The organism is Rhodococcus sp. ENV425, assembly GCF_002887785.1.
Taxonomy (GTDB): domain Bacteria; phylum Actinomycetota; class Actinomycetes; order Mycobacteriales; family Mycobacteriaceae; genus Rhodococcus; species Rhodococcus aetherivorans.
The window spans coordinates 1-22,069 of record NZ_PCZU01000043.1; the positions used below are offsets into that span (position 1 = coordinate 1).

The 22,069-nt window shown below is 67.4% G+C and carries 25 protein-coding genes; 7 read left to right on the plus strand and 18 right to left on the minus strand.

Going from position 1 to position 22,069, the window contains the following annotated elements:
- Positions 1–68 precede the first annotated feature (68 nt).
- From CQZ88_RS03180 to CQZ88_RS03195, 4 genes are all read right to left on the minus strand, one after another.
- Positions 69–1,772: a 4Fe-4S binding protein gene (locus CQZ88_RS03180; RefSeq protein ID WP_180986936.1), complete on the minus strand. Its 1,704-nt coding sequence runs from the start codon at positions 1,770–1,772 to the stop codon at positions 69–71.
- 432 nt (positions 1,773–2,204) lie between these two features.
- On the minus strand, positions 2,205–2,840 hold the full coding sequence (locus tag CQZ88_RS03185; protein WP_006936621.1) for a TetR/AcrR family transcriptional regulator: 636 nt from the start codon (positions 2,838–2,840) through the stop codon (positions 2,205–2,207).
- 343 nt (positions 2,841–3,183) lie between these two features.
- A complete protein-coding gene (locus CQZ88_RS03190; RefSeq protein ID WP_044475976.1) occupies positions 3,184–4,425 on the minus strand; it encodes a cytochrome P450 in 1,242 nt (413 codons plus the stop codon).
- A 25-nt stretch (positions 4,426–4,450) separates the two neighbouring features.
- Entirely contained in the window at positions 4,451–4,696 is a 246-nt protein-coding gene (locus tag CQZ88_RS03195; RefSeq protein ID WP_102799247.1) for a ferredoxin, read from the minus strand.
- Between the two features lie 355 nt (positions 4,697–5,051).
- Between CQZ88_RS03195 and CQZ88_RS03200 the strand changes: the two genes are divergently transcribed.
- Positions 5,052–5,930, plus strand: coding sequence for an SDR family NAD(P)-dependent oxidoreductase (locus CQZ88_RS03200; RefSeq protein WP_102799248.1), 879 nt, complete (start codon positions 5,052–5,054; stop codon positions 5,928–5,930).
- 258 nt (positions 5,931–6,188) lie between these two features.
- On the opposite strand, the gene CQZ88_RS03205 is transcribed toward CQZ88_RS03200, so the two are convergent.
- The 4 genes from CQZ88_RS03205 to CQZ88_RS03220 form a co-directional block, all read right to left on the minus strand.
- Positions 6,189–6,656 carry a cyclophilin-like fold protein gene (locus CQZ88_RS03205; RefSeq protein WP_102799249.1) on the minus strand — a complete coding sequence of 156 codons (468 nt, stop codon included), beginning with the start codon at positions 6,654–6,656 and terminating at the stop codon, positions 6,189–6,191.
- A 66-nt stretch (positions 6,657–6,722) separates the two neighbouring features.
- On the minus strand, positions 6,723–7,763 hold the full coding sequence (locus CQZ88_RS03210; RefSeq protein WP_102799250.1) for an NAD(P)-dependent alcohol dehydrogenase: 1,041 nt from the start codon (positions 7,761–7,763) through the stop codon (positions 6,723–6,725).
- A gap of 52 nt (positions 7,764–7,815) precedes the next feature.
- The gene (locus CQZ88_RS03215; RefSeq protein WP_043798377.1) at positions 7,816–9,096 is read right to left on the minus strand and encodes a multidrug effflux MFS transporter; all 1,281 of its coding nucleotides are present in this window, start codon (positions 9,094–9,096) and stop codon (positions 7,816–7,818) included.
- A gap of 79 nt (positions 9,097–9,175) precedes the next feature.
- Positions 9,176–10,198, minus strand: a complete 1,023-nt coding sequence (locus CQZ88_RS03220) for a zinc-dependent alcohol dehydrogenase family protein (protein ID WP_043798379.1) — start codon at positions 10,196–10,198, stop codon at positions 9,176–9,178.
- Positions 10,199–10,348: 150 nt separating this feature from the next.
- Between CQZ88_RS03220 and CQZ88_RS03225 the strand changes: the two genes are divergently transcribed.
- A complete protein-coding gene (locus CQZ88_RS03225) occupies positions 10,349–11,242 on the plus strand; it encodes a helix-turn-helix transcriptional regulator (RefSeq protein ID WP_050035783.1) in 894 nt (297 codons plus the stop codon).
- A 102-nt stretch (positions 11,243–11,344) separates the two neighbouring features.
- Here the strand turns inward: CQZ88_RS03225 and CQZ88_RS03230 are convergent, their stop codons facing one another.
- The 7 genes from CQZ88_RS03230 to CQZ88_RS03260 form a co-directional block, all read right to left on the minus strand.
- The gene (locus CQZ88_RS03230; protein WP_006936630.1) at positions 11,345–11,740 is read right to left on the minus strand and encodes an RNHCP domain-containing protein; all 396 of its coding nucleotides are present in this window, start codon (positions 11,738–11,740) and stop codon (positions 11,345–11,347) included.
- Between the two features lie 9 nt (positions 11,741–11,749).
- The gene (locus CQZ88_RS03235) at positions 11,750–12,172 is read right to left on the minus strand and encodes an RNHCP domain-containing protein (protein ID WP_306413677.1); all 423 of its coding nucleotides are present in this window, start codon (positions 12,170–12,172) and stop codon (positions 11,750–11,752) included.
- 309 nt (positions 12,173–12,481) lie between these two features.
- The gene (locus CQZ88_RS03240) at positions 12,482–13,543 is read right to left on the minus strand and encodes a beta-mannosidase (RefSeq protein ID WP_050035784.1); all 1,062 of its coding nucleotides are present in this window, start codon (positions 13,541–13,543) and stop codon (positions 12,482–12,484) included.
- 111 nt (positions 13,544–13,654) lie between these two features.
- Entirely contained in the window at positions 13,655–14,416 is a 762-nt protein-coding gene (locus CQZ88_RS03245) for an ABC transporter permease (protein ID WP_050035785.1), read from the minus strand.
- The gene (locus CQZ88_RS03250; protein WP_050035786.1) at positions 14,413–15,240 is read right to left on the minus strand and encodes an ABC transporter ATP-binding protein; all 828 of its coding nucleotides are present in this window, start codon (positions 15,238–15,240) and stop codon (positions 14,413–14,415) included. The genes CQZ88_RS03245 and CQZ88_RS03250 overlap by 4 nt, the downstream gene beginning before the upstream one ends.
- A 23-nt stretch (positions 15,241–15,263) precedes the next feature.
- Positions 15,264–15,614, minus strand: a complete 351-nt coding sequence (locus CQZ88_RS03255; RefSeq protein WP_050035787.1) for a DUF1048 domain-containing protein — start codon at positions 15,612–15,614, stop codon at positions 15,264–15,266.
- Positions 15,611–15,940, minus strand: coding sequence for a PadR family transcriptional regulator (locus CQZ88_RS03260; protein ID WP_050035788.1), 330 nt, complete (start codon positions 15,938–15,940; stop codon positions 15,611–15,613). The genes CQZ88_RS03255 and CQZ88_RS03260 overlap by 4 nt, the downstream gene beginning before the upstream one ends.
- Positions 15,941–16,345: 405 nt before the next feature.
- Here CQZ88_RS03260 and CQZ88_RS03265 point away from each other — a divergent pair, with 405 nt between their 5' ends.
- The 3 genes from CQZ88_RS03265 (at position 16,346) to CQZ88_RS03275 (ending at position 19,100) form a co-directional block, all read left to right on the plus strand.
- Positions 16,346–17,542, plus strand: a complete 1,197-nt coding sequence (locus CQZ88_RS03265) for an acyl-CoA desaturase (protein ID WP_050035790.1) — start codon at positions 16,346–16,348, stop codon at positions 17,540–17,542.
- Positions 17,543–17,647: 105 nt separating this feature from the next.
- On the plus strand, positions 17,648–18,466 hold the full coding sequence (locus CQZ88_RS03270) for a hypothetical protein (protein ID WP_235431093.1): 819 nt from the start codon (positions 17,648–17,650) through the stop codon (positions 18,464–18,466).
- Between the two features lie 43 nt (positions 18,467–18,509).
- Complete coding sequence (locus tag CQZ88_RS03275; RefSeq protein WP_029545662.1) at positions 18,510–19,100, plus strand: GNAT family N-acetyltransferase; 591 nt, start codon at positions 18,510–18,512, stop codon at positions 19,098–19,100.
- Between the two features lie 108 nt (positions 19,101–19,208).
- On the opposite strand, the gene CQZ88_RS03280 is transcribed toward CQZ88_RS03275, so the two are convergent.
- The 3 genes from CQZ88_RS03280 to CQZ88_RS03290 are packed head-to-tail and all read right to left on the minus strand — an operon-like array spanning position 19,209 to position 20,708.
- A complete protein-coding gene (locus tag CQZ88_RS03280) occupies positions 19,209–19,517 on the minus strand; it encodes a hypothetical protein (protein ID WP_146034243.1) in 309 nt (102 codons plus the stop codon).
- Positions 19,518–19,560: 43 nt separating this feature from the next.
- Positions 19,561–20,202 carry an RES family NAD+ phosphorylase gene (locus CQZ88_RS03285; protein ID WP_006936654.1) on the minus strand — a complete coding sequence of 214 codons (642 nt, stop codon included), beginning with the start codon at positions 20,200–20,202 and terminating at the stop codon, positions 19,561–19,563.
- The gene (locus CQZ88_RS03290) at positions 20,199–20,708 is read right to left on the minus strand and encodes a hypothetical protein (RefSeq protein WP_029545668.1); all 510 of its coding nucleotides are present in this window, start codon (positions 20,706–20,708) and stop codon (positions 20,199–20,201) included. The genes CQZ88_RS03285 and CQZ88_RS03290 overlap by 4 nt, the downstream gene beginning before the upstream one ends.
- A gap of 223 nt (positions 20,709–20,931) precedes the next feature.
- Here CQZ88_RS03290 and CQZ88_RS03295 point away from each other — a divergent pair, with 223 nt between their 5' ends.
- Positions 20,932–21,282 (plus strand): hypothetical protein, encoded by a 351-nt coding sequence (locus tag CQZ88_RS03295; RefSeq protein ID WP_006936658.1) that lies wholly within the window; start codon positions 20,932–20,934, stop codon positions 21,280–21,282.
- Positions 21,279–21,440 (plus strand): hypothetical protein, encoded by a 162-nt coding sequence (locus tag CQZ88_RS30390; RefSeq protein ID WP_006936660.1) that lies wholly within the window; start codon positions 21,279–21,281, stop codon positions 21,438–21,440. Before CQZ88_RS03295 ends, CQZ88_RS30390 begins: the two co-directional genes overlap by 4 nt.
- Positions 21,441–22,069 lie beyond the last annotated feature (629 nt).

Consider the following 22,069-nt stretch of genomic DNA (forward strand, 5'->3'; position numbering starts at 1 on the left):
CTCCTCCGCCACCGACGTAGGTGCGGACTGCACGGGCCGGTGGATTGTGTCCCTGGTGGTCTCGTTTGTCAGGTGACAGCGACCCGCTCGGGTTCGCGGGTGCCGGCACGAACCTTGGACCCTTGCGCTACATCCAGCATGTCGTCTCTGCTCACGATCTTGACCCTGGGCCGTCCCGCACTTCTTCCCAGGTTCCGCTCGTGGTTGTCGATGTTCTTCCACCCCTTCAGGTCGAGCCGCTGAGGTTGCCGGAGGGCGACGAGATCGTCGAACTCGGCCGTTCCCGCTCCGGGAGTCGCCAGGCGGCCACCGACGAAGTCGGCAACGATGCGGCGTGCTGTCTCGATCGAACACGACTTGTTCGTTCCGATCACCCCGGTCGGTCCGCGTTTCAGCCATCCCGCCACGTACGCCCCGCGCACGGCCTGCCCTGTTCTCGGATCGATGACAGCTCCCGCATCGTTGGGCAGCACCCCGCGCACATCGTCGAAGGGCAGATTGCCGACCGTGGCGCCACGGAACCCGATGGAGCGCAGAATGAGTCCCGACTCGATGGTCTCGTAGAAGCCTGTGGGTTCGACCGTCGATCCGGCACCGTCGAGTGCGGCGACGTTCCGCTCGACACGGATGCCGGTCGCTCGCTCGGTACCCAGTATTTCCACTGGTGTACGAAGGAATTGGAGATGAATCCGGCGGTTGCCGGTGCCGGATTCAGTCGTGCCGTAACCATCGAGGACCGCATGCCTCATACGCGTGAGAGAGTCCTCTGTGTCCTTGCGATGCACGATCTCGGAGGTTGTGACGTCCACGCCGGCAAGGTTGCCGAGACCGATCAGCTCGGGGGTGCTGAAGGCGGCGCTGTCCGCGGCACGCCGCCCGAGCACGATCACCTCTCGTATTCGGCTTGCGGCAAGTGCTTCCAGGGCGTAGTCCGCGATGTCGGTCTTCATCAGGCGACTGACGTCACTGACCAGTATGCGCGCGACGTCGAGTGCTACGTTTCCGTTCCCGATCACGACTGCCCGGCTGCTGGAGAAGTCGAATTCGGCACCGGCGAAGTCGGGGTGGCCGTTGTACCAGGCCACGAATTCGCGAGCGGAGTGGACTCCCGGCAGGGCCTCTCCGAGAATTCCGAGGGCGCGATCGCCCGCAGCTCCGCTCGCGTATACGACCGCATGATGATGGGCGAGCAGTTCCTCGTGCGAAATATGCCTTCCGATTTCGACATTGAGGTACACAATGCAGTTCTTCCGCCCTAGCGTCCGCGCGAAGGTCCCGACTACGTTCTTGGTTCGACCGTGGTCCGGTGCCACCCCGTAGCGGACGAGGCCCCCGATTACCGGCAGCTTCTCCACCACGGTGACCAGCACGTCGAGGCCTTTGGTGGCCGTCAGCTCGTCGGCGAGGTAACAGGCGGACGGTCCGCTTCCGACAATTGCGACGCGGAGCGTCTCGGACGCGGACCGGATCGTCGGCCGCTCCGCCCCGGGAAGTCCGATTTGCCTCGGTTGTATCGGATTGTCTTGGTAGTAGGCGGCGTTCAGGTCCGGAAACGCCTGCATCTCGGGCGTCATGTCCCCTTCCGGAACGATGGCGTCGACGGGGCATTCGTCCACGCACGCGCCGCAGTCGATGCACGTTGCCGGGTCGATGAAGAGCATCTCGGTGCGAGCGTAGGTCCGCTCGTCCGGCGTGGGATGGATGCAATCGACTGGGCACACCGAGACGCAACTGGCGTCGTTGCAGCATGGCTGCGTGATTACATGAGCCATTGGCGACCTGGCTTTCTGTCGGGCCGACTCGACCGCGACGGCAATGCCGTGAACAACAGGTGACAGATATCATATTTTGTCATTTGACCGAACGTCAACCCACGTGGGCCGGGACCTTTTCATCCGGAGCCGAGGGCCGGCTCGGTCGTGCCGCAGCACTCCGCGCCCGCGGTGCACGCGAAAGCCGGGTGACGCCTCTTCCCCGCCGGGGCTCTCACGCCACCCTTCCAGCCGAGACGTGGCTCGCTCTTACACATGACAATTTTCGTATTTCGTTATATCGCGTGGGTGCGAGCCACGCAAGAGGGACTTTCGCCTCTTGCGGGGTCGCTTAGAATTCGGGCCTGCTCACCGAGCGGCACTCCGGGGCGGACACGCGAAAGGCCCCGAAGCGCAGCGCGCCTCGGGACCCCTGCCGACAGTATTCGTGGTTCAGTTCAGACGAGCGTCGGCCGCAGACGTATCGGTGACGATTCCCGGCAGCATGAACTTGGTCAGCAGTCGTCGATGGTCGGCATCGTCTCCCTGGTCGAAGTCCATTCGTCCGACCAGTATCAGCTCTACCAGAGTTATCCACTCGGCGATCTCGTCGTCGGAAACCCCTTCGCGGACCTCCCCGCGCTCGCGCGCTTCGTCCATCAGCGGCGCCCACATCTCGTGCGTGAGCCGCTTGGCCAGGCCGGAGCTGCCGAGTAGCGCCGTCGCCATGTCCATGTGTTCGGGGCTGACGATCAACCGAATGATCGGGTCCTTCCGCCCCCGGTCCACCAGAAAGATGAGACCGTCGACCACCTGCTCGGCGAAGGTCTTCCGCTTTCGCAAATACGCACGTGCCTGGTCGAACAAACGGCGCGAGCGGACTTCGATGACTGCTGCGATCAAGGTGTCGCGATCGCGAAAATAGCGGTAGATCGTTGGCCGGGAGACGCCGGCCTCCTTCGCGACATCGTCCATGGTGGTCTTGACCACCCCGTACCGCTGGAAGGCCGTTTCCGTGGCCTCGAGGATCTGAGCACGCGCCTCCTCGGCGTCCTCACTGAGGACACTCCCGTTCCGTCGTCGCGCCATGCCGCCTCCCGCAAACTCGGCGAATCACCGATAAATTCGTGTTCATGATACAAGGGCCGGATTTCGTCCGCTGTCCCCACCTCATGCCTCTGCCGACCGTGGCGCAGGCGTGCGGACGAGCCGGTTCCCCGTGGCGGCGGCGCACGACGGATCAGTGAGCGGTTCACACCCGAGGCCGGTGGACATCTGCCTCGAATTGCAGACCGGAGGTGCTGTGGATATCGGTTCTGTGTTCGCAGCGACTCATTCGTTCCGGGCGTGCGGCGATGTCGATCGGTGACGTTCGAGCGGCGGGGCATGCGTGCGCATACCCCGCCGCTCGAGCGCCGACGTCGAACCGTTCTTACGCCTCCGGTGTGAATCGGATGGGCAACCGCATGCACCCCCGCACCTGGGTGGCGTGCAGGAGAGGCGGCTCCTCGGAAATCAGGTCGTAATCGGGAATCCGTCGGTGCAACTCCTCGAGGGCGAGCGACAGTTCGATCCGCGCCAGGTGGGAGCCCAGGCACCGGTGGGGACCCGAGCCGAAGGAGAGATGCCGATTCGGGTGACGTTCGAGCTGAAGCTCATCCGGGTCGTCGAATTCCTCGGCGTCACGGTTGGCCGAACAGAGCATGAGGATGAGCTGATCACCCTTCTTGATCTGCACACCACCGAGTTCGACGTCGCGAGTCGCACAGCGCCCGGGCACCACTGCGGCCTCGATCCGAAGGATCTCTTCGACGGCACTGGGTATCAGCGATTCGTCGGCGATCAGGGCTTCGCGCTGGTCCGGATTGTTGACCAGGTGAATAACGCTCCACGCCAGCGAACCCTGCACCGTGTGCAGTCCCGCGATGAGCAGCAGGAAGAACATGCGGTTGAGCTCTTCGTCGGTCAGCAGCCGCTTTCCGTCTTCGAGCTCGACCTCGGTATGAATCAGAGCGGACGTGACGTCCTCGCCGGGCATCTTCCGCCGCTGGTCGACCATGTTCTGGAAGTAGCCGAGCATCTGCATTCCGGCGGCCGCGCGCGCCTGCTGGGACTCCTCTTCGCCGGCACCCGGCTTCCCCATCAGGATGGTGTCGGTGGCCTCGGTGAACATCGGCGCGTCCGCGAGTGGCCAGTCCATCAGCGCCAGGAACACCCGGGCCGGCAACTCGTGAGCGAATTCGGAGATGAACTCCGCCTGTCCCCGGGCGGCGAATCCGTCGATGAGTTCGTTGATCACTCCACGGATCTGCTCGGTCAGTGCCTTCATGCGATTGGGTGAGAACAGCGGTTGCAGCGCCGTGCGATAGCCGGTGTGCTCCGGGGGATCGAGCTCGATCGGGATGAACTTGCCCATGCCGCCCGGTCCGGTAACGAGGTTGTTCGGGTAGCTCGAGAACGTCTCGGGATCGCGCAGGACTTCGTGGATCTCCTTGTAGCGCGTGACGATCCAATGTCCGCCATGCGCTGTCGAGTAGACCACCGGGCCCTTCGCCGCCAATTCGGCGGCCTTGTCCTGAACAGTGTCGACCGGGCCGGCCAACGACGGATCGTAGATGTCGAAGTCGACGACGAGCTCTTCAGGAGCGGCGCCGGCAGCTGTCGTGCTGGTCATGGTGAGTTCCTCGATCACAGTAGGGTCAATTGAATTCGATGCTCAGGGCGCGTTCCGGGCATACCAGGGCCGCCGCCTCGGCGGCGGCGATTTCCTGATCGGTACTCAACAACGCCTTCAGCACGACCGGATCTCCCGCGTCGTCGCAGTCGAGTATCTGCGGAGAACGGCCGTAGCACAGTCCGTGTCCGGCGCAGGCCGAACGGTCCACCACCAGTCGCGGCACTGCGGCTCCGCTCGGCGGGGCAAAGCTGTTGTCGTGCAGTGTCATATGAGCTCCTTGCTCGAACAAGGGCCGCCTCCCTGCACGGACGGTGTCGGCAGAGGACAGCAGGAGGTCTCACGGGAGCGACGGGGCGCGTGATAGCCATCCGGCGCGCCCGGCCCCTCTGTGACTCACATTACGACCAGTTACATATTACGTCAATCGATATTTGTCATCTGTTGACTGTCCGCGCCACGGCTCCTATAGTTTGTGACACGCTCCACACCAAGCACCCGTGCGGCCCCCTCTCACTCCACCCCTGGCGACCACCTCTGCCTTGTCGCCCGCACCACGGGGACCGTACGCGCCCAACAACTTCCGTCCACACATCGGACAAGAACCAGAACGGGAAAGGACAATCATGGGACGCCTCCCAGACAAGGTCGCTCTCATCACCGGAGCGGGGTCCGGCCTGGGACGCCAGTGCGCTCAGCTCTTCGCTTCCGAAGGCGCAAAGGTGGCGGTGGTCGACATCGACCCGGAGCGCACCAAGGGAACCGTGGAACTGATCGAGCAGCACGGCGGCGACGCCATCGCAGTGACTGCGGATGTGCGCAGGGAACAGCAGGTGATCGACGCCGTCGCGGCGACGGTCTCCGCCTTCGGCAAGCTCGATATCGCCTTCGCCAACGCCGGTGTGGTCTCCCGCGGTGGCGTGCCCTCGGTCGCCGGGGGTGAGCAGGTCGAATTCGAGGATCTGACCGATGCCGACTGGCAGGACGTGGTCGGCGTCAACCTCTCCGGTGTTTTCTACACCGCCAAGGCTGCGGTTCCCGCCCTTCGGGCCAACGGCGGCGGTGTCATCCTGGCGACCTCGTCCGCCGCCTCGTTCGTGGCGTACCACAGCATTGCGATGTACTCGGCCACGAAGGCGGGAGTGAACGGCCTGGTGCGGGGACTGAGCCTGGACCTGGGCAAGTACGGCATCCGGGTCAACGCGATCGCTCCAACGCACGGCATGTCGCCGAACTTCCTGGCGCCGGCCGGAACCCCGGTGGTGGGACAGTCCTACGAAGAGGTCGCCGGCCCCTGGGATCCCGGCATCTCCCCCATCCCCCTCAAGCTGAATCGGCCACCGTCACTGATGGACAACGCGCGCGCAGCGTTGTTCATGGCCTCCGACGATTCGGCCTACATCTCCGGCGTCACGCTGCCCACGACGGACGGTGGCACGCTCGCTCGGGTCAGCATGTGGTTCCCCGAAGACCAGGGCACCCCGACGCTCGACACGGACGCCTGAGACCGAAGACGGCGAAGGGTGGGACCGTGAGGTCCCACCCTTCGCTCCCTCGGAATCCCACTGCGAGCACGCGCAGCAGTGCGGACAGCCCGGCGACCGAACCGGCGATCCCCCTACCTCGAGTCCAGGTATGTCGTCACAACCAGGATCAAGATGACCAATCCGAAGACGACTACCTCCGGACGGCGGGTATGGGTCTCGCACTGGCGCTCCGGGTCTTCCACGTTCTTACGAAAGCTCATGGGCCGCTCCCCCGGTTCAGTCCCCCACATGCTCGATTTCCACCAGGAGGTCGCCGGTGTGCTGCCCGATGACGTCCACTCCCCCGTCGAGGGTTCCCAGCCTCACGATGCCGTCGTGGTAGCTCTGGTCGCCGTAGTAGAGGACGAGGTCGTTCCACGGCGCGTAGTAGCCGATGCCCCCCGGGGCAGGGTCTGCGCCGGGTGGGGCGCCGGTGATCGACAGGGACGTGGGTAGCTCGGCGACCTTTTCCACGGATCCGAAGTCGGTCATGGTGAGGGTCAAAGGGAGCTGCGCGAGGAGGTCGCGACCGGCAGGGGTGTCCGACAGCGTTCCCGTCAGGCGTTGCCCGTCGACGATGAGTGCGATACGGATGCGGTCCCACTCGTCGTCGACGGTGGGCTCCGGAGGACTGCTGCACGCGGCTGCAAGGGTTACGAGAGCCAGCGACAGCGACACGTGCACTGCACGAAAGCGGGTGTCCATCGGGCTTCCTTCGGCGTGGTGGTTCGGGCGCGCCCGTGCATGCGCTCAGGTACTCCGGGCTGCAGATCAACCGAGGGTGGCGGTGTCGATGACGAACCGATAGCGGACATCGGACGCCAGGACGCGCTCGTAGGCGTCGTTGATCCGGTCCGCGGGGATGACCTCGACGTCGGCGCCGATGTCGTGTGCGGCGCAGAAGTTGAGCATCTCCTGGGTCTGGCGGATGCCACCGATCATCGAGCCGGCGTAGGAGCGGCGGCCGCCGATGAGGGAGAAGACGTTCAGGCTGAGGGGTTCGGCCGGTGCACCGACGTTGACCAGGGTGCCGTCCACCGCGAGCAGACCGAGGTAGGCGTCGACATCGATGGCGGCACTGACCGTGTTGACGATCAGATCGAAAAGGCTCGAGAGCTGCTCGAATGTGGCCGGATCGCTGGTGGCGTGGTAGTGGTCGGCACCGAGCCGCAGGCCGTCCTCCCGCTTCTTCAACGACTGGGACAGCACCGTCACCTCGGCTCCGAGGGCGTGGGCGATCTTGACGGCCAAGTGCCCCAGACCGCCGAGACCGACGACGGCGACCTTCGTGCCCGGTCCGGCGTTCCAGCGCCGCAACGGCGAGTAGGTGGTGATGCCGGCGCACAGCAGCGGCGCGGCGGCCGCGAAGTCGAGTGTCGCGGGCACGGAGAGCACGAAGTCGGCGTCGACGACGACGTGGGTCGCATAGCCGCCCGGGGTGGTGGTGCCGTCCCGGTCGACGCCCGCATAGGTGGGGACCATGCCGTCGAGGCAGTACTGCTCGTCGCCGTTGCGGTAGTTCACGCACTCGCGGCAGGAGTCGACCATGCAGCCCACTCCGACGCGGTCACCGACCCGGTGGCGGGTGACGTCGGCACCGACCTCGGCGACGAGACCGACGATCTCGTGGCCGGGGACGAGCGGGTAGGGCTGGGGTCCCCAGTCGCCGCGGACGGTGTGGATGTCGGAGTGGCAGATGCCGGCGTACTTGATCTCGATGAGCACGTCGTTGGGTCCGACGTCCCGTCGTTCGATGACCGTCGGGGCCAGCGGCGCGGATGCGGACGAGGCTGCGTAGGCATGGACACGCATGGAGGCTTCTCCTCTGAGTGGAATTGCTGTGGTTTCGGGCCGGGCTGAAGGTTCAGGCGAACGCACGGTGTTCCGGCGTGCCGGCTGTCGGTGGGCGGAGCAGGACGTAGCCGACGAGGCCGAGCAGGGCTGCCGTGACGGTGACGACGCCCAGCGGCACCGCGGTCTCCGGGCCGGCCAGCCCGACGAGGGGTGCGGTGACGCCGCCGAATGCGAACCGGGCCAGCCCCAGCAGCGAGGCGGCCGAACCGGCCACCTCGGGATAGTTCTCCAGCGCGAGGGACGTCGACGGCGGGGTCGTGACCGCCACCCCGCTGACCATCGTGAGCAACGAAACGACCATCGCGGCCAGCGGCAGGTGTGCGGTGGCGGTGAGCAGCACGCCACCGGCGCCGGCCACGACCATGATCAGACCGGCGACCAGGGTGCCGTAGACCGACCACCGCTCCGCGATGCGGCCGGCGAGGTATCCGAAGACCATGAATCCCAACGAGTTCAGCCCGAACGCATAGGAGTAGCCCTGCGGCGACAGGCCGTAGATGCCCTGCAACACGAACGTCGCGCCGCTGAGATAGGCGAACAGGGCGGCGTTGACGAACCCCGTGATGAGGACCGCGCCGAGGAAGACCCTCTCCGAGACCAGCCGGCGGAACACCCGCCCACTGTCGGCCAGGCCACCGGCTCGTCGACTACCCGGTGGCAGCGTCTCACGCAACACCCCGGTACTCGCTGCGAGGATGGCCACGCCCACGACGGCCAGGAACACGAAGGTGCCCCGCCAGTCGGTGATCTTCGCCAGCTGCCCGCCGATGACCGGTCCGATGATCGCGGCCAGTCCGCCGAGGACGGTGAGCCGGCCGTAGTAGCGCAGCAGCCGGGCGCCGGAATACAGATCCCGACCGGCGGCCTGGGCAATGACGATGCCGACCGCACCGGTCAGCCCCTGCACCAGGCGCGCCGCGACGAGCATCTCGATGGTCTGGCTCACCGCGCACCAGGCGGACGCGGCGATGAAGGCCCCGACTCCGATCAGCAGCGGACGACGGCGACCGAACCGGTCCGACAGCGGACCGGCGACGACCTGCCCGAGGGCGAGTCCGAGCAGGCAGGCGGTGACGGTCAGCTGTGCCGCGGACGTGCTCGCCCCGAGGTCGGCGGTGAGCGCGGGCAGGACCGGCAGGTACAGGTCCATGGAGATCGGGCCGAAGACGGTGAGCAGGCTCAGCACGACACCCAGTGCCCGGCCCGGCGGGGCGAGGTTCGAGGCGCGGGCGACCTCGCCCACGGTGGTCCGGCTGTCGTCGCGTCGGACGGAGGTCAGGGATGCAGGCATGAACGAACGGTTCCTGATGAGTCGGGAGTCGGCCGCGAGGCAGACTCGGACGGGGGCCACCCACGGGTGACGATGGAGGTCAGGGGCGGAGCAGGACCTTGATGGCGCTTCGCTCGTCCATGGCCTTGTAGCCGTCGGCGGCCTGCTCGAGGGGCAACTCCAGGTCGAACACCTTGCCCGGGTTGATTGTTCGGCTCCAGATCAGGTCGATCAGTTCGGGCAGATACTGCCGGACCGGGGCCGGACCGCCGTGCAGGTGCACGTGCGAGAAGAACAGCTCCTCGCCGGGCAGCTGCACGTCGTGGGCGACCCCGACGTAACCGACGTGCCCGCCGGGCCGGGTGGACCGGATGGCCTGCATCATCGACTCCTGGGTGCCGACGGCCTCGACGACCGAGTGCGCGCCCCGCCCGCCGGTGAGCTCCTTGATCCGGGCCACGCCCGCGTCACCTCGTTCGGTGACGATATCGGTGGCACCGAACTCGCGCGCCAGCCGCTGCCGGGGTTCGTGACGGCTCATCGCGATGATCTGTTCGGCGCCGAGCTGCTTCGCCGCGAGCACCGCGAGCAGACCGACGGCGCCGTCGCCGACGACCGCGACGGTCTTGCCCGGTCCGGCCTCGGCGGCGACGGCACCGAACCAGCCGGTGCCGAGGACGTCCGAGGCGGCCAGCAGAGACGGGATGAGGTCGGGTTCGGGCATGCCCGGAGTGGCCACGAGCGTGCCGTCCGCGAGGGGGACCCGCAGGAACTCGGCCTGGGAACCGAGGCTGCCCATGAGCACCCGGTGGACGCACGAGCTCTGATACCCGGCGCGGCAGATCTCGCAGGTGTTGTCGGACGCGAAGAACGAGCCGACGACGAAGTCGCCGACCTTCACATTCGCGACGTCCGCGCCGATCTCCTCGACGATGCCGACGTACTCGTGACCCATGGGGATCGGGCCGTCGTAGGTTTCGACACCGCGGTAGGGCCACAGGTCCGAGCCGCACACACATGCCGCGGAGAGCCGGAGGATCGCGTCGGTGGGTTCGACGAGGGACGGACGGTCGCGTTCCTCGACACGGACGTCGCCGGGGGCGTACAGGATTGCTCCACGCATGACGGTGCTCCTTGTTCGCACGAGATCTGATGTGGGTGTCCCGGCTGTTTTCCGGGCCGATTCCATGGAACACCGCGCACCACCCGCGCGGGAGGTCGCGTTCATAGGGGGTACAACCACGACCTCCCACGACGCCGCACCGGACGTACCGTGGACGGCGTGGACAACCGCGCCGATATCCGCAGCTTCCTCGCCACCCGGCGGGCCCGGCTGACCCCGCAGCAGGTCGGGCTGCCCGCCGGCGGCGGGCGCCGCCGGGTCCCCGGATTGCGGCGCGAGGAGGTGGCCGTGCTGGCCGGGGTGAGCACGGAGTGGTACACCCGCTTGGAGAAGGGCCACATCGGCGGCGTCTCCGAGGACGTCCTCGAGGCGGTCGCCCGGGCACTGCAGCTCGACGAGGCCGAACGCACCTACCTGTTCGACCTCGCCCGCGCCGCCCGGCCCACCCACCGCGCACCCCGCGCCCGCAAGCAGGCCCAGGTGCGGCCGAGGGTGCGGTGGATGCTCGACTCGATGACCTCCTCCGCCGCGTTCGTCCGCAACGGGCGCATGGACATCCTCGCCACCAACGCGCTCGGCCGCGCGCTGTACTCGCCGATGTTCGCCGACGACCGCAGAACCGCCAACATCGCCCGCTTCCAGTTCCTCGATCCCGGCGCTCGCGACTACTTCCCCGACTGGGACGGCGCCGCAAACGTGACCGTGGCACTGCTGCGCGCCGAGGCCGGCCGCGATCCCCACAACAAGGACCTGCGTCAGCTCGTCGGTGAACTCTCCACGCTCAGAGACGAATTCCGCGCCCGGTGGGCAGCACACAACGTCCGCATCCATCACGTCGGGAACAAGCAGTTCAACCACCCGGTGGTCGGCACGCTCGACCTCGTCTACCACTCCCTGGACCTGGCAGCGGACGACGACTGGGTCCTCGATCTGACCATCTACACCGCCGAACCCGGAACCGACTCCGAAGACCGGCTCAAGCTTCTCGCCAGCTGGGCCGCGACTCATCTCCCGGCCCACCCGGCGACCGAACCGTCCAGCTGACACGGACGGACGGCACCCGCGACGTTCGGTCGATCCTGCCGTCCCCGCCGGCAGACAAGGCCTTCCGCAGCGAGATGGAAAGCGCTCCCGGGGCGTCGGCCTCTACCCGTCGAGGAGCACGCCCGAGGCCGAGATCGGCCGCAGCACGATCCGGACGAGCGCAAGCGGGTTGTCGTCCCCGGCGCAGCGGTTGGCGTCGAGCGTGCCGCAGGTGCGGCACCGGTGGATGATCACCCATTCCCCACCCCCGCGCACGGTCACCGAGATGGGCTCCATCCGGCCCCCGCAGCCGGCGGCCCGGTCGCCGGGCACACGATCGACGTGCCTACTGGACAGGCAGTGCGGGCAGTGGTTGCGGTGCGCGGTTCCGGGCGCCTGCATCGGCACGTCCAGACCGCATCCGAGGCAGCGGAACGATGTTCCGTGCCGCGCGGGTGCGTCGCGATGTGCCGGCTTCGGCCGCTGCACTCGAGCTGTTCGATTGTTCCTGCGGGACACCGAGCGCTCCTACAGTTGTGCGAGATGCTCGAGCGGGAACGGCGGTTGCGCCAGCGGTTTCACCGCGATGCGGAGCAACAGCAACTGGTTGTCGTCCTCGACCACCGGGCACGCGTCGAGGCCACCGCAGGCGGTACAGCGGTGGATGAGCATCCACTCTCCGCCCCGGAGCACCGCGATCGAGATCGGGTGCGTGCGTGCTCCACACCCGGCGTCCGGTCCGGGTCGGTGCTTTCCGGCGAGGCAGTTCGGGCAGTGCGTCCGTGCTGCACCGGCAGGCGTCGCGGCAGGTACCGTCAGCCCGCACCGGATACATGTGAACGTGGAAAGGTGCGATATCGATGTGCCACTGTGGGACACTTGGGTTCTCCTCTGTGAGATCAACTGTGCTGCAATGTGTGCCGAGCACTGTCGATCCCGCGAAGACCTCACACCGGACAGGCGATCCGATGGTGGGTGCGGATCACCGGTCCGAGCGCTTCACGGGATCGTGAAGGAGCTCGGCGGCTGTCCGGGGCATAATTCACCACTTTCCATCCGAGTTCGACCGGCCTCTCCGCCGGACGCAGCAGACAATATTCACCACGGGGTGAACCCGCAAACGAATTACTGCGAGCGACCGTGTTCCGGTTCCGTATCCGACTGGCGGACAGTTCCGTTCGAACGGTCCGGGAACGGTGGTTCGATGCTGGACGGCTACCGGGCGCACGTCCCTCCACGCGGCGATCGACGCGGCACGGGTCAGAAGGTCCGGTGCCGGGCGAGTACCTCGAACGCCGGGTCGCCGGGGCCGATGTCGTACGTGCACTCGCCGCCGCGCGGGTCGGGCACGAACGCCCACAGCAGCGCGCCGGCGGCCCCGGCCTCGCGGTAGCCGGTCAGGGCCGTGTCCACGCGTTCGGCACGTTCGGGCAGCGGCAGACAGCTCCCGGCTTCTATGCCGAGCTCGGCCACCAGGATCGGCTTGGTCACCTGCCCGAGCCGCACCGGCAGCCACGCCGCCTCGTCGTAGTCGTGGTACTGCAGCACGTCCACGTACGGCGACCGGGCGAGCTGCGCGTAGCCGTCCCCGGCGCTGCCGCACTGGTCCCCGCCGATCAGGCCGAGGGTGATCGGGTGCCGCGGGTCCGTCTCCCGCACGATCCGGCCGACCGCGTCGGTCCACGCGCGCAGCAGCTGCGCCGAGTCGGGTGGGCAGGAGCGCCGCGGCAGGCTGCACGCGGCGTCGCCGCACACGCCGGGCTCGGGCTCGCCCAGCAGGTCCCACGCGGCGAGCGCCGGCGACACCCGCCACCGGTCCACGGCCAGGCGGACCCAGTCGCGGTAGCTGACCGCGAAGGGGGCCCGGCGCGTGGTCCAGCCGTGTTCGTACCAGGCGCGGTCCTTGTACAGCTCGTTGCCGCACGCGCCGTCCTGCGGGGACAGCACCGGCATGACGAGCTGGCCGTGCCGCTCGGCGGCGGCGAACACGGCGTCGATCGCCGCGAAGTCCAGGGTCCCCGTGACGCGGTTCAACGCCAGCGCCTGGAAGGCGTTGAACCGCGTCAGCGACGACGGCGGCAGCGACGAAAAGTACGCGTCCAGGTCCACCTGCGCGCCGCAGCCACCGTTGACGTCCCAGTCGGAGGCGAGCTGATAGGCGTTGAGCCCGGTCGGCCACCAGGGCTTCCCGTCCAGAATCAGGCCCCGCCCGTCGACCGTGACACGCGCCGGCGGCGCCGGCGGTGGTGGGTCCGGCGGTGGTGGGGACGCGCACGCGGCCGCGCCGACCAGACAGGCGACGACGACGGCGGCTGCGCGCATGGGCGAACGGTAGTCCCTGCCCGGCCGGACGGGAAGATGGTTGGCCACGGCGCACACGTCGGCGGGGTCGGGTGAGCTCGTGGCCCACCGTTCCCCGCCGCGGCGCCCGTCCTAGCCGATCCTGCGGCGGTACGTGACCATGGCGAAGATGTACGCGACGACGAGGATGCCGACACACCAGGCGAGGGCGATCCAGATGTCGGCACCGACCGGCTGCTGTGTGAACAGGTCGCGGATAGCGTCGACGATGGCCGTCACCGGCTGGTGCTCGGCGAAGGCGCGTACCGGGCCGGGCATGGTGTCGGTGGGCACGAATGCCGAGCTGATGAACGGCAGGAAGATGAGCGGGTAGGAGAACGCGATCGCGCCGTCCGCGGACTTCGCGGAGAGACCGGGAATCACGGCGATCCACGTCAACGCCAGGATGAACAGGATCAAGATGCCGGCGACCGCGAGCCACGCCGGCGCTCCCGCCGCCGAGCGGAATCCCATGAGGAGGGCAACGAGCACGATGACCACGACCGAGGCCAGATTGGCGACCAACGACGTCACCACGTGCGCCCACAGAACGGACGAGCGTGCGATCGGCATGGACTGGAATCGCTCGAAGATGCCGCTCTTCATATCAAGGAAGAGCCGGAATGCGGTGTAGGAGATGCCCGAAGCAATGGTGATGAGCAGAATGCCGGGCAGCAGGTAGTTCACATACGAATTCGACCCCGAGTTGATCGCGCCGCCGAACACGTAGACGAACAGCAGCAGGAAGGCGATCGGCATGATCGTGGTCGTGGTGATGGTGTCCGGGCTGCGCGTGATGTGGCGCAGAGAGCGCCCCAGCAGGACGGCGGTGTCGCCGAAGAAGTGCTTGGTCATCGTTGTCCCCTACTCTTCCGTGCCGGCACTGCGTCGTTGCCGGCGTCGCCGTCCTTGCCGTCGGCACCGACGACGGCAAGGAAGACGTCCTCGAGGGTCGGCCGCTTTTCGACGTATTCGACCGTGGCGGGCGGGAGCAACTGCTCGAGCTCGGCGAGGGTGCCGTTCACGATGATCCGGCCCTCGTGGAGGATCGCAATCCGGTCGGCGAGCTGTTCGGCCTCCTCCAGGTACTGCGTCGTGAGCAGCACCGTCGTGCCGTGCTCGGCGAGTTCCTGGACGGCCTGCCACACCTCGAGGCGCGCCTGGGGGTCGAGCCCGGTCGTCGGCTCGTCGAGGAAGATGACCGGCGGATCCGCGATGAGGCTCATCGCGATGTCGAGGCGGCGGCGCATGCCGCCCGAATACGTCGACACCTTCCGTGTGGCCGCGTCGGTCAGCGAGAAGCGCTCGAGCAGATCATCCGCGATCCTGCCCGGATCCTCGACGTGCCGCAACCGGGCGACCAGAACGAGATTCTCACGTCCGCTGAGGATTTCGTCGACGGCGGCGAACTGTCCCGTGAGGCTGATGGACTCTCGCACATCCGCAGCCTGCGTAGCGACGTCGAAGCCGTTGACGCCGGCACTCCCTGCATCGGCCTCGAGCAGCGTGGACAGGATTTTCACGACCGTGGTCTTGCCCGCCCCGTTGGAGCCGAGCAGGGCGAAGATGCTGCCCCGCGCCACGTCGAAGTCGACGCCGCGCAGCACCGGCAGGTCCTTGAACGACTTCTCCAGGCCCTGCACGCGGATCGCGGGCAACTGCACCTGATCGGTTGCCATCCGGATATCCGTTCTCTCGTGCGTCACGATTCGGGGCCCGCAACGCGATCGATGGTGTCGGTCAGCCGTTCCCGTTCCTTGCTGATCCACTGACCCTCCGGGTAGTTCCGGAGAAATGCCTCGGCGAACTCGACCGGGTCCTCCCCGACGACGGCGCGGATCGGCGTTCCGTCCGCCGCGCTCTGCTCGAAGAGATCGGCGAGGTCCTCGAACATCGAAGCCGCGCTGGCGGGGTCCCCCGGCCCGAAGTGCATCAGGTACCGCTCGAGCGCATCGATCGCCGTGCGGTAGTCCGCGGGAAGCTGTTTCGTGCGCGCCTTGTATTGCCGCCATCGCCGCTTGTCCCCGAGCATCTTCGAGATGAACATGGTCATCTGCCTCCTTCGCGGAGCTGTTCGAGCCGTTCTGTGAGGAAGCTCCATGTCCCCCAGAACTCTTCGAGGTATTCCTGTCCCTGCGCGTTGAGCGAATACACCTTGCGCGGTGGCCCCTTCTCGGACGGCACCTTCTCCACGTCGACCAGGCCTCTTTTCTCGATCCTGACGAGCAGGGCGTAGATGGTGCCTTCGGCGATGTCGGAGAAGCCCTGCTCCCGCAGCCATGCCGTGATCTCGTAGCCGTATGCGGGCCGGTTGGAAACGATCGCGAGGACGATGCCCTCCAGCGTTCCCTTGAGCATCTCCGTCATCTGCTTGCTCACGGAACACCTCCTCAACTACTAAGCGTTACTGACTACTGGTACATAGTAACGCTGAATAGCGGCGGCGCAAGCCCCTCGCGTCGAGACTCTCCGACCGACGCCGCAACCACTCGATCACCAGGACCTGGGGGAACTGCCCCGGAAACCCAATGTTCAAGTGGCGGCCATGCCGCGGAGATCCGAAGCCACGACACTGGATGAATCGAGTGCCGGTCGATGCAGAGGAGGCACTGACAGGACGGACGTGGCGGCCCACCGCCCCACCGCGCACCCCTCCGGTATGGCGCTACTGCGCCGAGTGCCCCCGCGCGCCGCACATCGCGGCGGTGTCTGTGCGGGTGCGCCGACGACAGGAGTTCCGTTCGACCACGCTCACAGCACCGCACCAGCACGAGGAGGCCCGAGATGCTCGGACTGAAGTTGCCCATGCCATCGTTGCCGACCCTCCCGCTGCCGGTCCGCTCCCCGGCGAGCAGGCCACCCGCGGACGTGGTCGTGCTCGACCACGACCAGGTCGAGGAACTCGGGCGCGAACTCGATGCGCTGCGCGCCCGCATCACCGCGGACCTCGGCGCCCAGGATCGCGACTACCTCTTTCGCGTCATCAAGGTGCAGCGGGGCGCCGAGGTGGCCGGCCGAGTTCTGATGCATCTGGGGGTGTTTCCGCCTGCGTGGCTGGCCGGCGTGGGCGCACTCGGGATTTCGAAGATTCTCGACAACATGGAGATCGGGCACAACGTGCTGCACGGTCAGTACGACTGGATGCGCGAGCCCGGCGTGAACTCCCAGGACTTCGAATGGGACATCGTCTGTCCCGCCGACCAGTGGAAATACTCGCACAACTACATGCATCACACCTACACGAACATCCTCGGGCGGGACCGCGACATCGGGTACGGCATCCTGCGGATGGACCCCGGTCAACGCTGGAACCCGTACTACCTGGGCAACCCGCTGTATGCGCTCGTGCTGATGCTCACCTTCGAGTGGGGCGTGATGCTCCACAACCTCGAGACCGACCGCGTACTCCGGGGCCGACGCCCGTGGCGCGACATCGCACCCTTGGTCCGCGGCTGGTGGCGCAAGGCCCGCCCCCAGGTCCTCAAGGACTACGTGGTCTTTCCCCTGCTGTCCGGGCCGCTGATGCTCCCGACGCTGGCCGGGAACGCCGCCGCCAACCTGGTCCGCAACGTGTGGGCGTTCTCCATCATCTTCTGCGGCCACTTCCCGTCCGGCGTGCAGACCTTCACGGAGGACGAAACCGCCGACGAGACCCGCGGGCAGTGGTACGTGCGGCAGATGCTCGGATCGGCGAACATCACCGGCGGCCCGCTGTTCCACATCATGTCCGGAAACCTCTCGCACCAGATCGAGCACCACTTGTTCCCCGATATCCCGGCGCACCGGTACCCGGCGATGGCGCCCGAGGTGCAGGCTCTGTGCGAGAAGTACCGCCTGCCCTACAACACCGGCGGGCTGGGCCGCCAGATCGGCTCCGTCTGGGTCAAGATCGTCGTGCTCGCGCTGCCGCCGGCCCTGACGCCACCGGTCCCGGCACCCGCAGTCACGATCGAGCGGCGCACCACGAGAGCCGGCGCCTGAGCAACGGTTCGCTGCAGGGCGTGTGATCAGCCGGCAGGTCGTGTGGTCAGCCGGCAGTGCGTGTGGTCAGCCGGCAGGGAGCCGACGTACGGCAACATGTCCGGCATGTGCTCGGATGCCGCGGCGAACCTCCTCGACACCGTCCCGGGACGCATGCTCGTCCACTGGTACCTGCGCGCCTACCGTGACGCGGATCCGCGGCCGTCCGTCGCCGCATTCGTCGAAGCCGACACCCTCGAGGGCTTCGTCGACGACCTCGTGCTGATCATCGGCGAGTACCTCTACGGCAACGGCGCCAACGACGTCCTGGACATGGCCCTCACCGCACCGGCGACGATCGAGATGGCCGAGGCGATCTGCGCCGCGCTGCGTCACCCGAGCCGGAACACCCTCGACTCCCCGCAGACCCACGAGGGCACGATCACCGAGCTGAGTCTGCCGCGGGTGCGCAACCGCAAGCGGCCCGGCGCGCTGCCCGACGGCGCGTTCTGGACCGCGACGCCCCTGCACGACGGGACGAGCGACACGTGGAGCGCCAGCGGCGAGAACCTGCGCGGCCTGAAGGACCCCGCCCGCTACACCGTGCACTTCGATCCGGACGTCGCGCGGATCGCCCGGATCGACACCGCCGGCGACTGGGCGGCCCTGATCGCCGACCATCCGCTCGAGTACCGCGGGGCGCGCGTCCCGGACTGGCCGTCGATCGCCGAGGAGTGGGACGCCGTGCACCTGTCGGCCCTCGGCCTGCTGTGCGCCCACCCCAGGCTGTCCGAGGTGCCGTACGACCGGTACGAGGCCGGCGGCTACCGGCACAGCCAGTCGGGGCCGTGGCCCGGGGTGGGCGACTGGTCGACGGTGAGCACCGCGTGGCTGCGGATCCCCGAACGGTTCGAGATCCGGCCCACCACCCGGGCCGCGCGGTAAACGGTTCGCGGCCGGACCCGGCGCGGCTCTACGGTGGGTCGCGATGACCGAGATACGTCCCGCCGAGCCCGCCGACGTCGACCGCGCGACCCGCACCCTGGCGCGCGCCTTCGCCGACTACCCGTTCACCCGCCACACCGTCGATGCCCGTGACCACCTGCGTCGCGTCGAGGAGTTGCAGCGGCTGTACCTGACCGAGATCGGCCTGCGCTGTGGGCGGGTGTGGGTGGCCGACGACGCGTCGGCCGTCGCGGTGTGGACCACCCCCGAGTCCACCGGAATCCCAGAGGCTTTCGAACGCATCGCCGGACGCGTCGCCGAGCTGTCCGGTGATCGGGCCGACGCGGCGGCGGCCGCGGAGGAGGCGCTGGCGCCACTGCGGCCCGTCGGACCGGTGTGGTTCCTCGCGACCGTCGCCGTGGATCCGGACCGGCAGGGCTGGGGCCTGGGCGGCGCGGTCCTCGAACCCGGACTCAGGGAAGCCCGCCAAGCGGGGGTGCCCGCGTACCTGGAGACGTCGTCGGAGCGGAACGTCGCGTTCTACCGCAGGCTCGGTTTCGACGTCGTCGGTTCCGTGACCCTGCCCGGCGACGGGCCGCGCACGTGGGCGATGGTCCGCAACCATACGCAGTAGGTGGCGGAGTTTCATCACGACGTCGAGGACCTCGCCGGGTAACGCTAGAACATGATGTGCATCATCTCTCGAGAATGGAAAGCGGCATCAATCCCGAGACGGTTCACCTCAGTTGTCGCGGACCTGCTTCCTCCGAGTTCCGGGCCGGCCACAGTCGGATTGCTCTGAACGGTTGACCAACACGTCGGCGCCCATGAATGCCACAGGCTGATGTTCGCTGTCGAATCCCACACATCCCCAGGAAGCAAGCAGGTATTTGCCGACGAACCGTCCCGAGCCGGCCATCTGCTCGACGAGGGCGCTGACGTCGAACTCGGAGTCCATCCAGCGACCCACACCGGGCGCTGAGTACCACCGCTGCACTTCGTCAATGATCGACTCGGGAACGCAACCAGCTACCGCGAGACGCGATGTCATAGTCATCAACCGTAGGACCCACGTCCGACATTCGCGAGGAGGGTCAGAAGCTCCTGGGGATGTCGAGGACCACGATCCCTGCCTCTTCCTCCAGCGCCTCCCACAGGTCCGGGCGGTCGAGCAGGTTCTCGGTACCGAGCACCGCGAAATCGCTGGGCTCTTCGTCTGTGCCGGTCTGATCGCCGCTGGCCGCGAATACCGCGATGCACGCATCGACGTGCTTGAGATCGTGCCGTGCCAAATACCGAATGCCGTCGAACCCCGCTTCGTGCAACGCCTTTGCCCACTGCTGGGTCAGCGGATCGTCGGTGGTGGTGAACATCTCGGAGGTCAATCCGAACTGGATCGCCCGGTTGGAGGTCGCGTCGGCGAGACGCAGATCCCTACGGACAATCACCGTTGAAATGTCCCGCTTGACGAGTTCCGGACGTGGGATGACGTAGATGCCGCTCCACGCCTCGAGCAAGGTGATGAGCTCGGTTTCCGCGGTGTAGCAGGTTCCCTCGGACCCGGTGAGATCGAAACGGCCGCCCCCATTGCTGCTGAACCACCACGCCCCCAGGCCGGCGGCATGACTGCGGTAGATCGTCGTACGGGCAGCCAGCCCGGTCTCAGGGAACCGTCCCCGGAGTGTGTCCGGGGACGGTGGCGGTTTCAGGTGTTGTTGTGCGCGGGAAACATTCACGAAGCGATCCGTTCCGACGCCTGGCGGGCGAGCTTCTCGACATCAGCACTGTCACCGTCGAGCAGGGCCTGCCGCGGTGTCCGGCCGTCGAGTTCGGGTTGCGCACTCGACATCCACGACGCAATCGTCCACGGTTCGACGTCGGCATGGGCCCAGGCGCCCAGGACGTTCTTGATCCCCGCGATCGGTCGGTAGCCGGCGGCAGTCTCGGTGAAGCCATCCGACCAGTAGCCGGCAGTGCCCTCCGCGGCGGTCAGGCGCAACACGCGATTGTCCCTGACCCCCTGGCTGAGCGCCTGCTTCGACCAGCCGGTCACTTCGAGGGTCTGCTTGTGGGTCAGGATCGGGCCGATGTGCTTTTCCCACGCTCGGCGCGCTTTGAGGCTCGACAGCATACGTCTCACGCCGTCGGCCACGTACCGCGCGTCGTCGTCGCTGAGCTCTTCCGCGGCCATCCCGCTGGCGTCCAGCTGGTCGTCGACAACCTTCTTCAGTGGAGTGCTCATACCTCGATCGTCCTCGGTCAAGTAGGTCAAGTCAAGTAGGTCAAGGGGACGTGGGCTGCACGTTCGGCGAGGCCGCGCCGCGATCAAGCCCTCACCGAGCCCCCGACCTCCGTGTCCACTGGTTCAGGGGAATCTCAGGCAGGCCGCTGCGCCGGCGACGCGCGGCATCGGTCCCCCGCGGTCGCTACCCTGACACCGCACTCGCGACAAGTATGGAGGACCAGTGAGGCGCCTGACCGGTCGGTGGCGGATCGTGGAGATGGACCTGTGGGACCGCGACGCGATCGACCTCGTCGAACCCGGTTTCATCGAGCTCGCCGCCGACGGGACCGGCCAGTTCGGCTTCATCGCCGTCCGCGGCTGGATGGACTGCCGGACCATCGAACGCGACGGCCGCACCGCCGTGGAGTTCAGCTGGGACGGCGACGACGAAGGCGACCAGGTCAGCGGCCGCGGCTGGGCCGCCCTGGCGCAGGACGCCACACTCGAGGGACACCTGTTCATCCATCGGGGAGACGACTCGGGTTTCCGGGCGGAGCCCTACGACCGCGCCGATCGGCGGGAGGGGCGATGAGTGAGTACCAGCACTACGAGTTCCTCACCGTCGACCGGCCGTTGGACGAGCGTCAGCAGGCCGAAGTGCGTTCCCTGTCCACCCGCGCGAGGATCACGGCCACCAGCTTCGTCAACGAGTTCCACTGGGCAGCTTCCGGGACGATCCGAACCGGATGATGGAGCGCTACTACGCCGCGCACCTGTACCTGGCCAACTGGGGAACACGGCGGATCCTGCTCCGCCTTCCGCGCGGCCTGCTCGACCTCGACGTCGTCGGGGACTATTGCGTCGACGAGCGGGTAACTGCCTGGACCACGAGCGAATTCCTCGTGCTGGACCTGACCAGCGAGGACGAGTCCGGCGACGTCGATTCGGACGCCGGCGCACCGATGTCACCCGTGCCGCCCCGGACTGGCCACCCTCAGCGCGGCGCAGCGCGCCCTGGCCGAACTTCTCCGCCTCGACGACGACCTGCTCGCCATCGCGGCCCGCACGAGCGCACCGTTCGACTCCTGCTGCGGGTCGCCGAAAATCACACGGTGACCGTCCGGATGGAGATGCTTCGTCGATTCCACAACGGAGCACACCACAAACCTGCCCGCCCCACCTCGCCGGACCGTGGCCGATCTTCTCGAGGCCGCGGCGCGTCGCCGAGGCGACCATGAGCGCCGGGCAGCTGCCCGGCGCGCCGGGGAGGAAGCCCGCCGGCACAAGGCCCGTGGTCTCGCATCGACGCGATGATCGCCACCCGAAAGTCCGGCGAGTACGACGCCGCCGCCGCACTGGTCACCGATCTCCGGACGCTC

Excerpts from the sequence above, each read along its gene's own strand:
- CQZ88_RS03190 (WP_044475976.1), bottom strand. The coding sequence starts at position 4,425 with ATGACCAGCACGACAGCTGCCGGCGCCGCTCCTGAAGAGCTCGTCGTC.
- CQZ88_RS03210 (WP_102799250.1), bottom strand. The coding sequence starts at position 7,763 with ATGCGTGTCCATGCCTACGCAGCCTCGTCCGCATCCGCGCCGCTGGCC.
- CQZ88_RS03205 (WP_102799249.1), bottom strand. The coding sequence starts at position 6,656 with ATGGACACCCGCTTTCGTGCAGTGCACGTGTCGCTGTCGCTGGCTCTC.
- CQZ88_RS03240 (WP_050035784.1), bottom strand. The coding sequence starts at position 13,543 with ATGCGCGCAGCCGCCGTCGTCGTCGCCTGTCTGGTCGGCGCGGCCGCG.
- CQZ88_RS03265 (WP_050035790.1), top strand. The coding sequence starts at position 16,346 with ATGCTCGGACTGAAGTTGCCCATGCCATCGTTGCCGACCCTCCCGCTG.
- CQZ88_RS03200 (WP_102799248.1), top strand. The coding sequence starts at position 5,052 with ATGGGACGCCTCCCAGACAAGGTCGCTCTCATCACCGGAGCGGGGTCC.
- CQZ88_RS03275 (WP_029545662.1), top strand. The coding sequence starts at position 18,510 with ATGACCGAGATACGTCCCGCCGAGCCCGCCGACGTCGACCGCGCGACC.
- CQZ88_RS03250 (WP_050035786.1), bottom strand. The coding sequence starts at position 15,240 with ATGGCAACCGATCAGGTGCAGTTGCCCGCGATCCGCGTGCAGGGCCTG.
- CQZ88_RS03280 (WP_146034243.1), bottom strand. The coding sequence starts at position 19,517 with ATGACATCGCGTCTCGCGGTAGCTGGTTGCGTTCCCGAGTCGATCATT.
- CQZ88_RS03245 (WP_050035785.1), bottom strand. The coding sequence starts at position 14,416 with ATGACCAAGCACTTCTTCGGCGACACCGCCGTCCTGCTGGGGCGCTCT.
- CQZ88_RS03255 (WP_050035787.1), bottom strand. The coding sequence starts at position 15,614 with ATGACCATGTTCATCTCGAAGATGCTCGGGGACAAGCGGCGATGGCGG.
- CQZ88_RS03185 (WP_006936621.1), bottom strand. The coding sequence starts at position 2,840 with ATGGCGCGACGACGGAACGGGAGTGTCCTCAGTGAGGACGCCGAGGAG.
- CQZ88_RS30390 (WP_006936660.1), top strand. The coding sequence starts at position 21,279 with ATGAGTGAGTACCAGCACTACGAGTTCCTCACCGTCGACCGGCCGTTG.
- CQZ88_RS03180 (WP_180986936.1), bottom strand. The coding sequence starts at position 1,772 with ATGGCTCATGTAATCACGCAGCCATGCTGCAACGACGCCAGTTGCGTC.
- CQZ88_RS03215 (WP_043798377.1), bottom strand. The coding sequence starts at position 9,096 with ATGCCTGCATCCCTGACCTCCGTCCGACGCGACGACAGCCGGACCACC.
- CQZ88_RS03195 (WP_102799247.1), bottom strand. The coding sequence starts at position 4,696 with ATGACACTGCACGACAACAGCTTTGCCCCGCCGAGCGGAGCCGCAGTG.
- CQZ88_RS03220 (WP_043798379.1), bottom strand. The coding sequence starts at position 10,198 with ATGCGTGGAGCAATCCTGTACGCCCCCGGCGACGTCCGTGTCGAGGAA.
- CQZ88_RS03290 (WP_029545668.1), bottom strand. The coding sequence starts at position 20,708 with ATGAGCACTCCACTGAAGAAGGTTGTCGACGACCAGCTGGACGCCAGC.
- CQZ88_RS03270 (WP_235431093.1), top strand. The coding sequence starts at position 17,648 with ATGTGCTCGGATGCCGCGGCGAACCTCCTCGACACCGTCCCGGGACGC.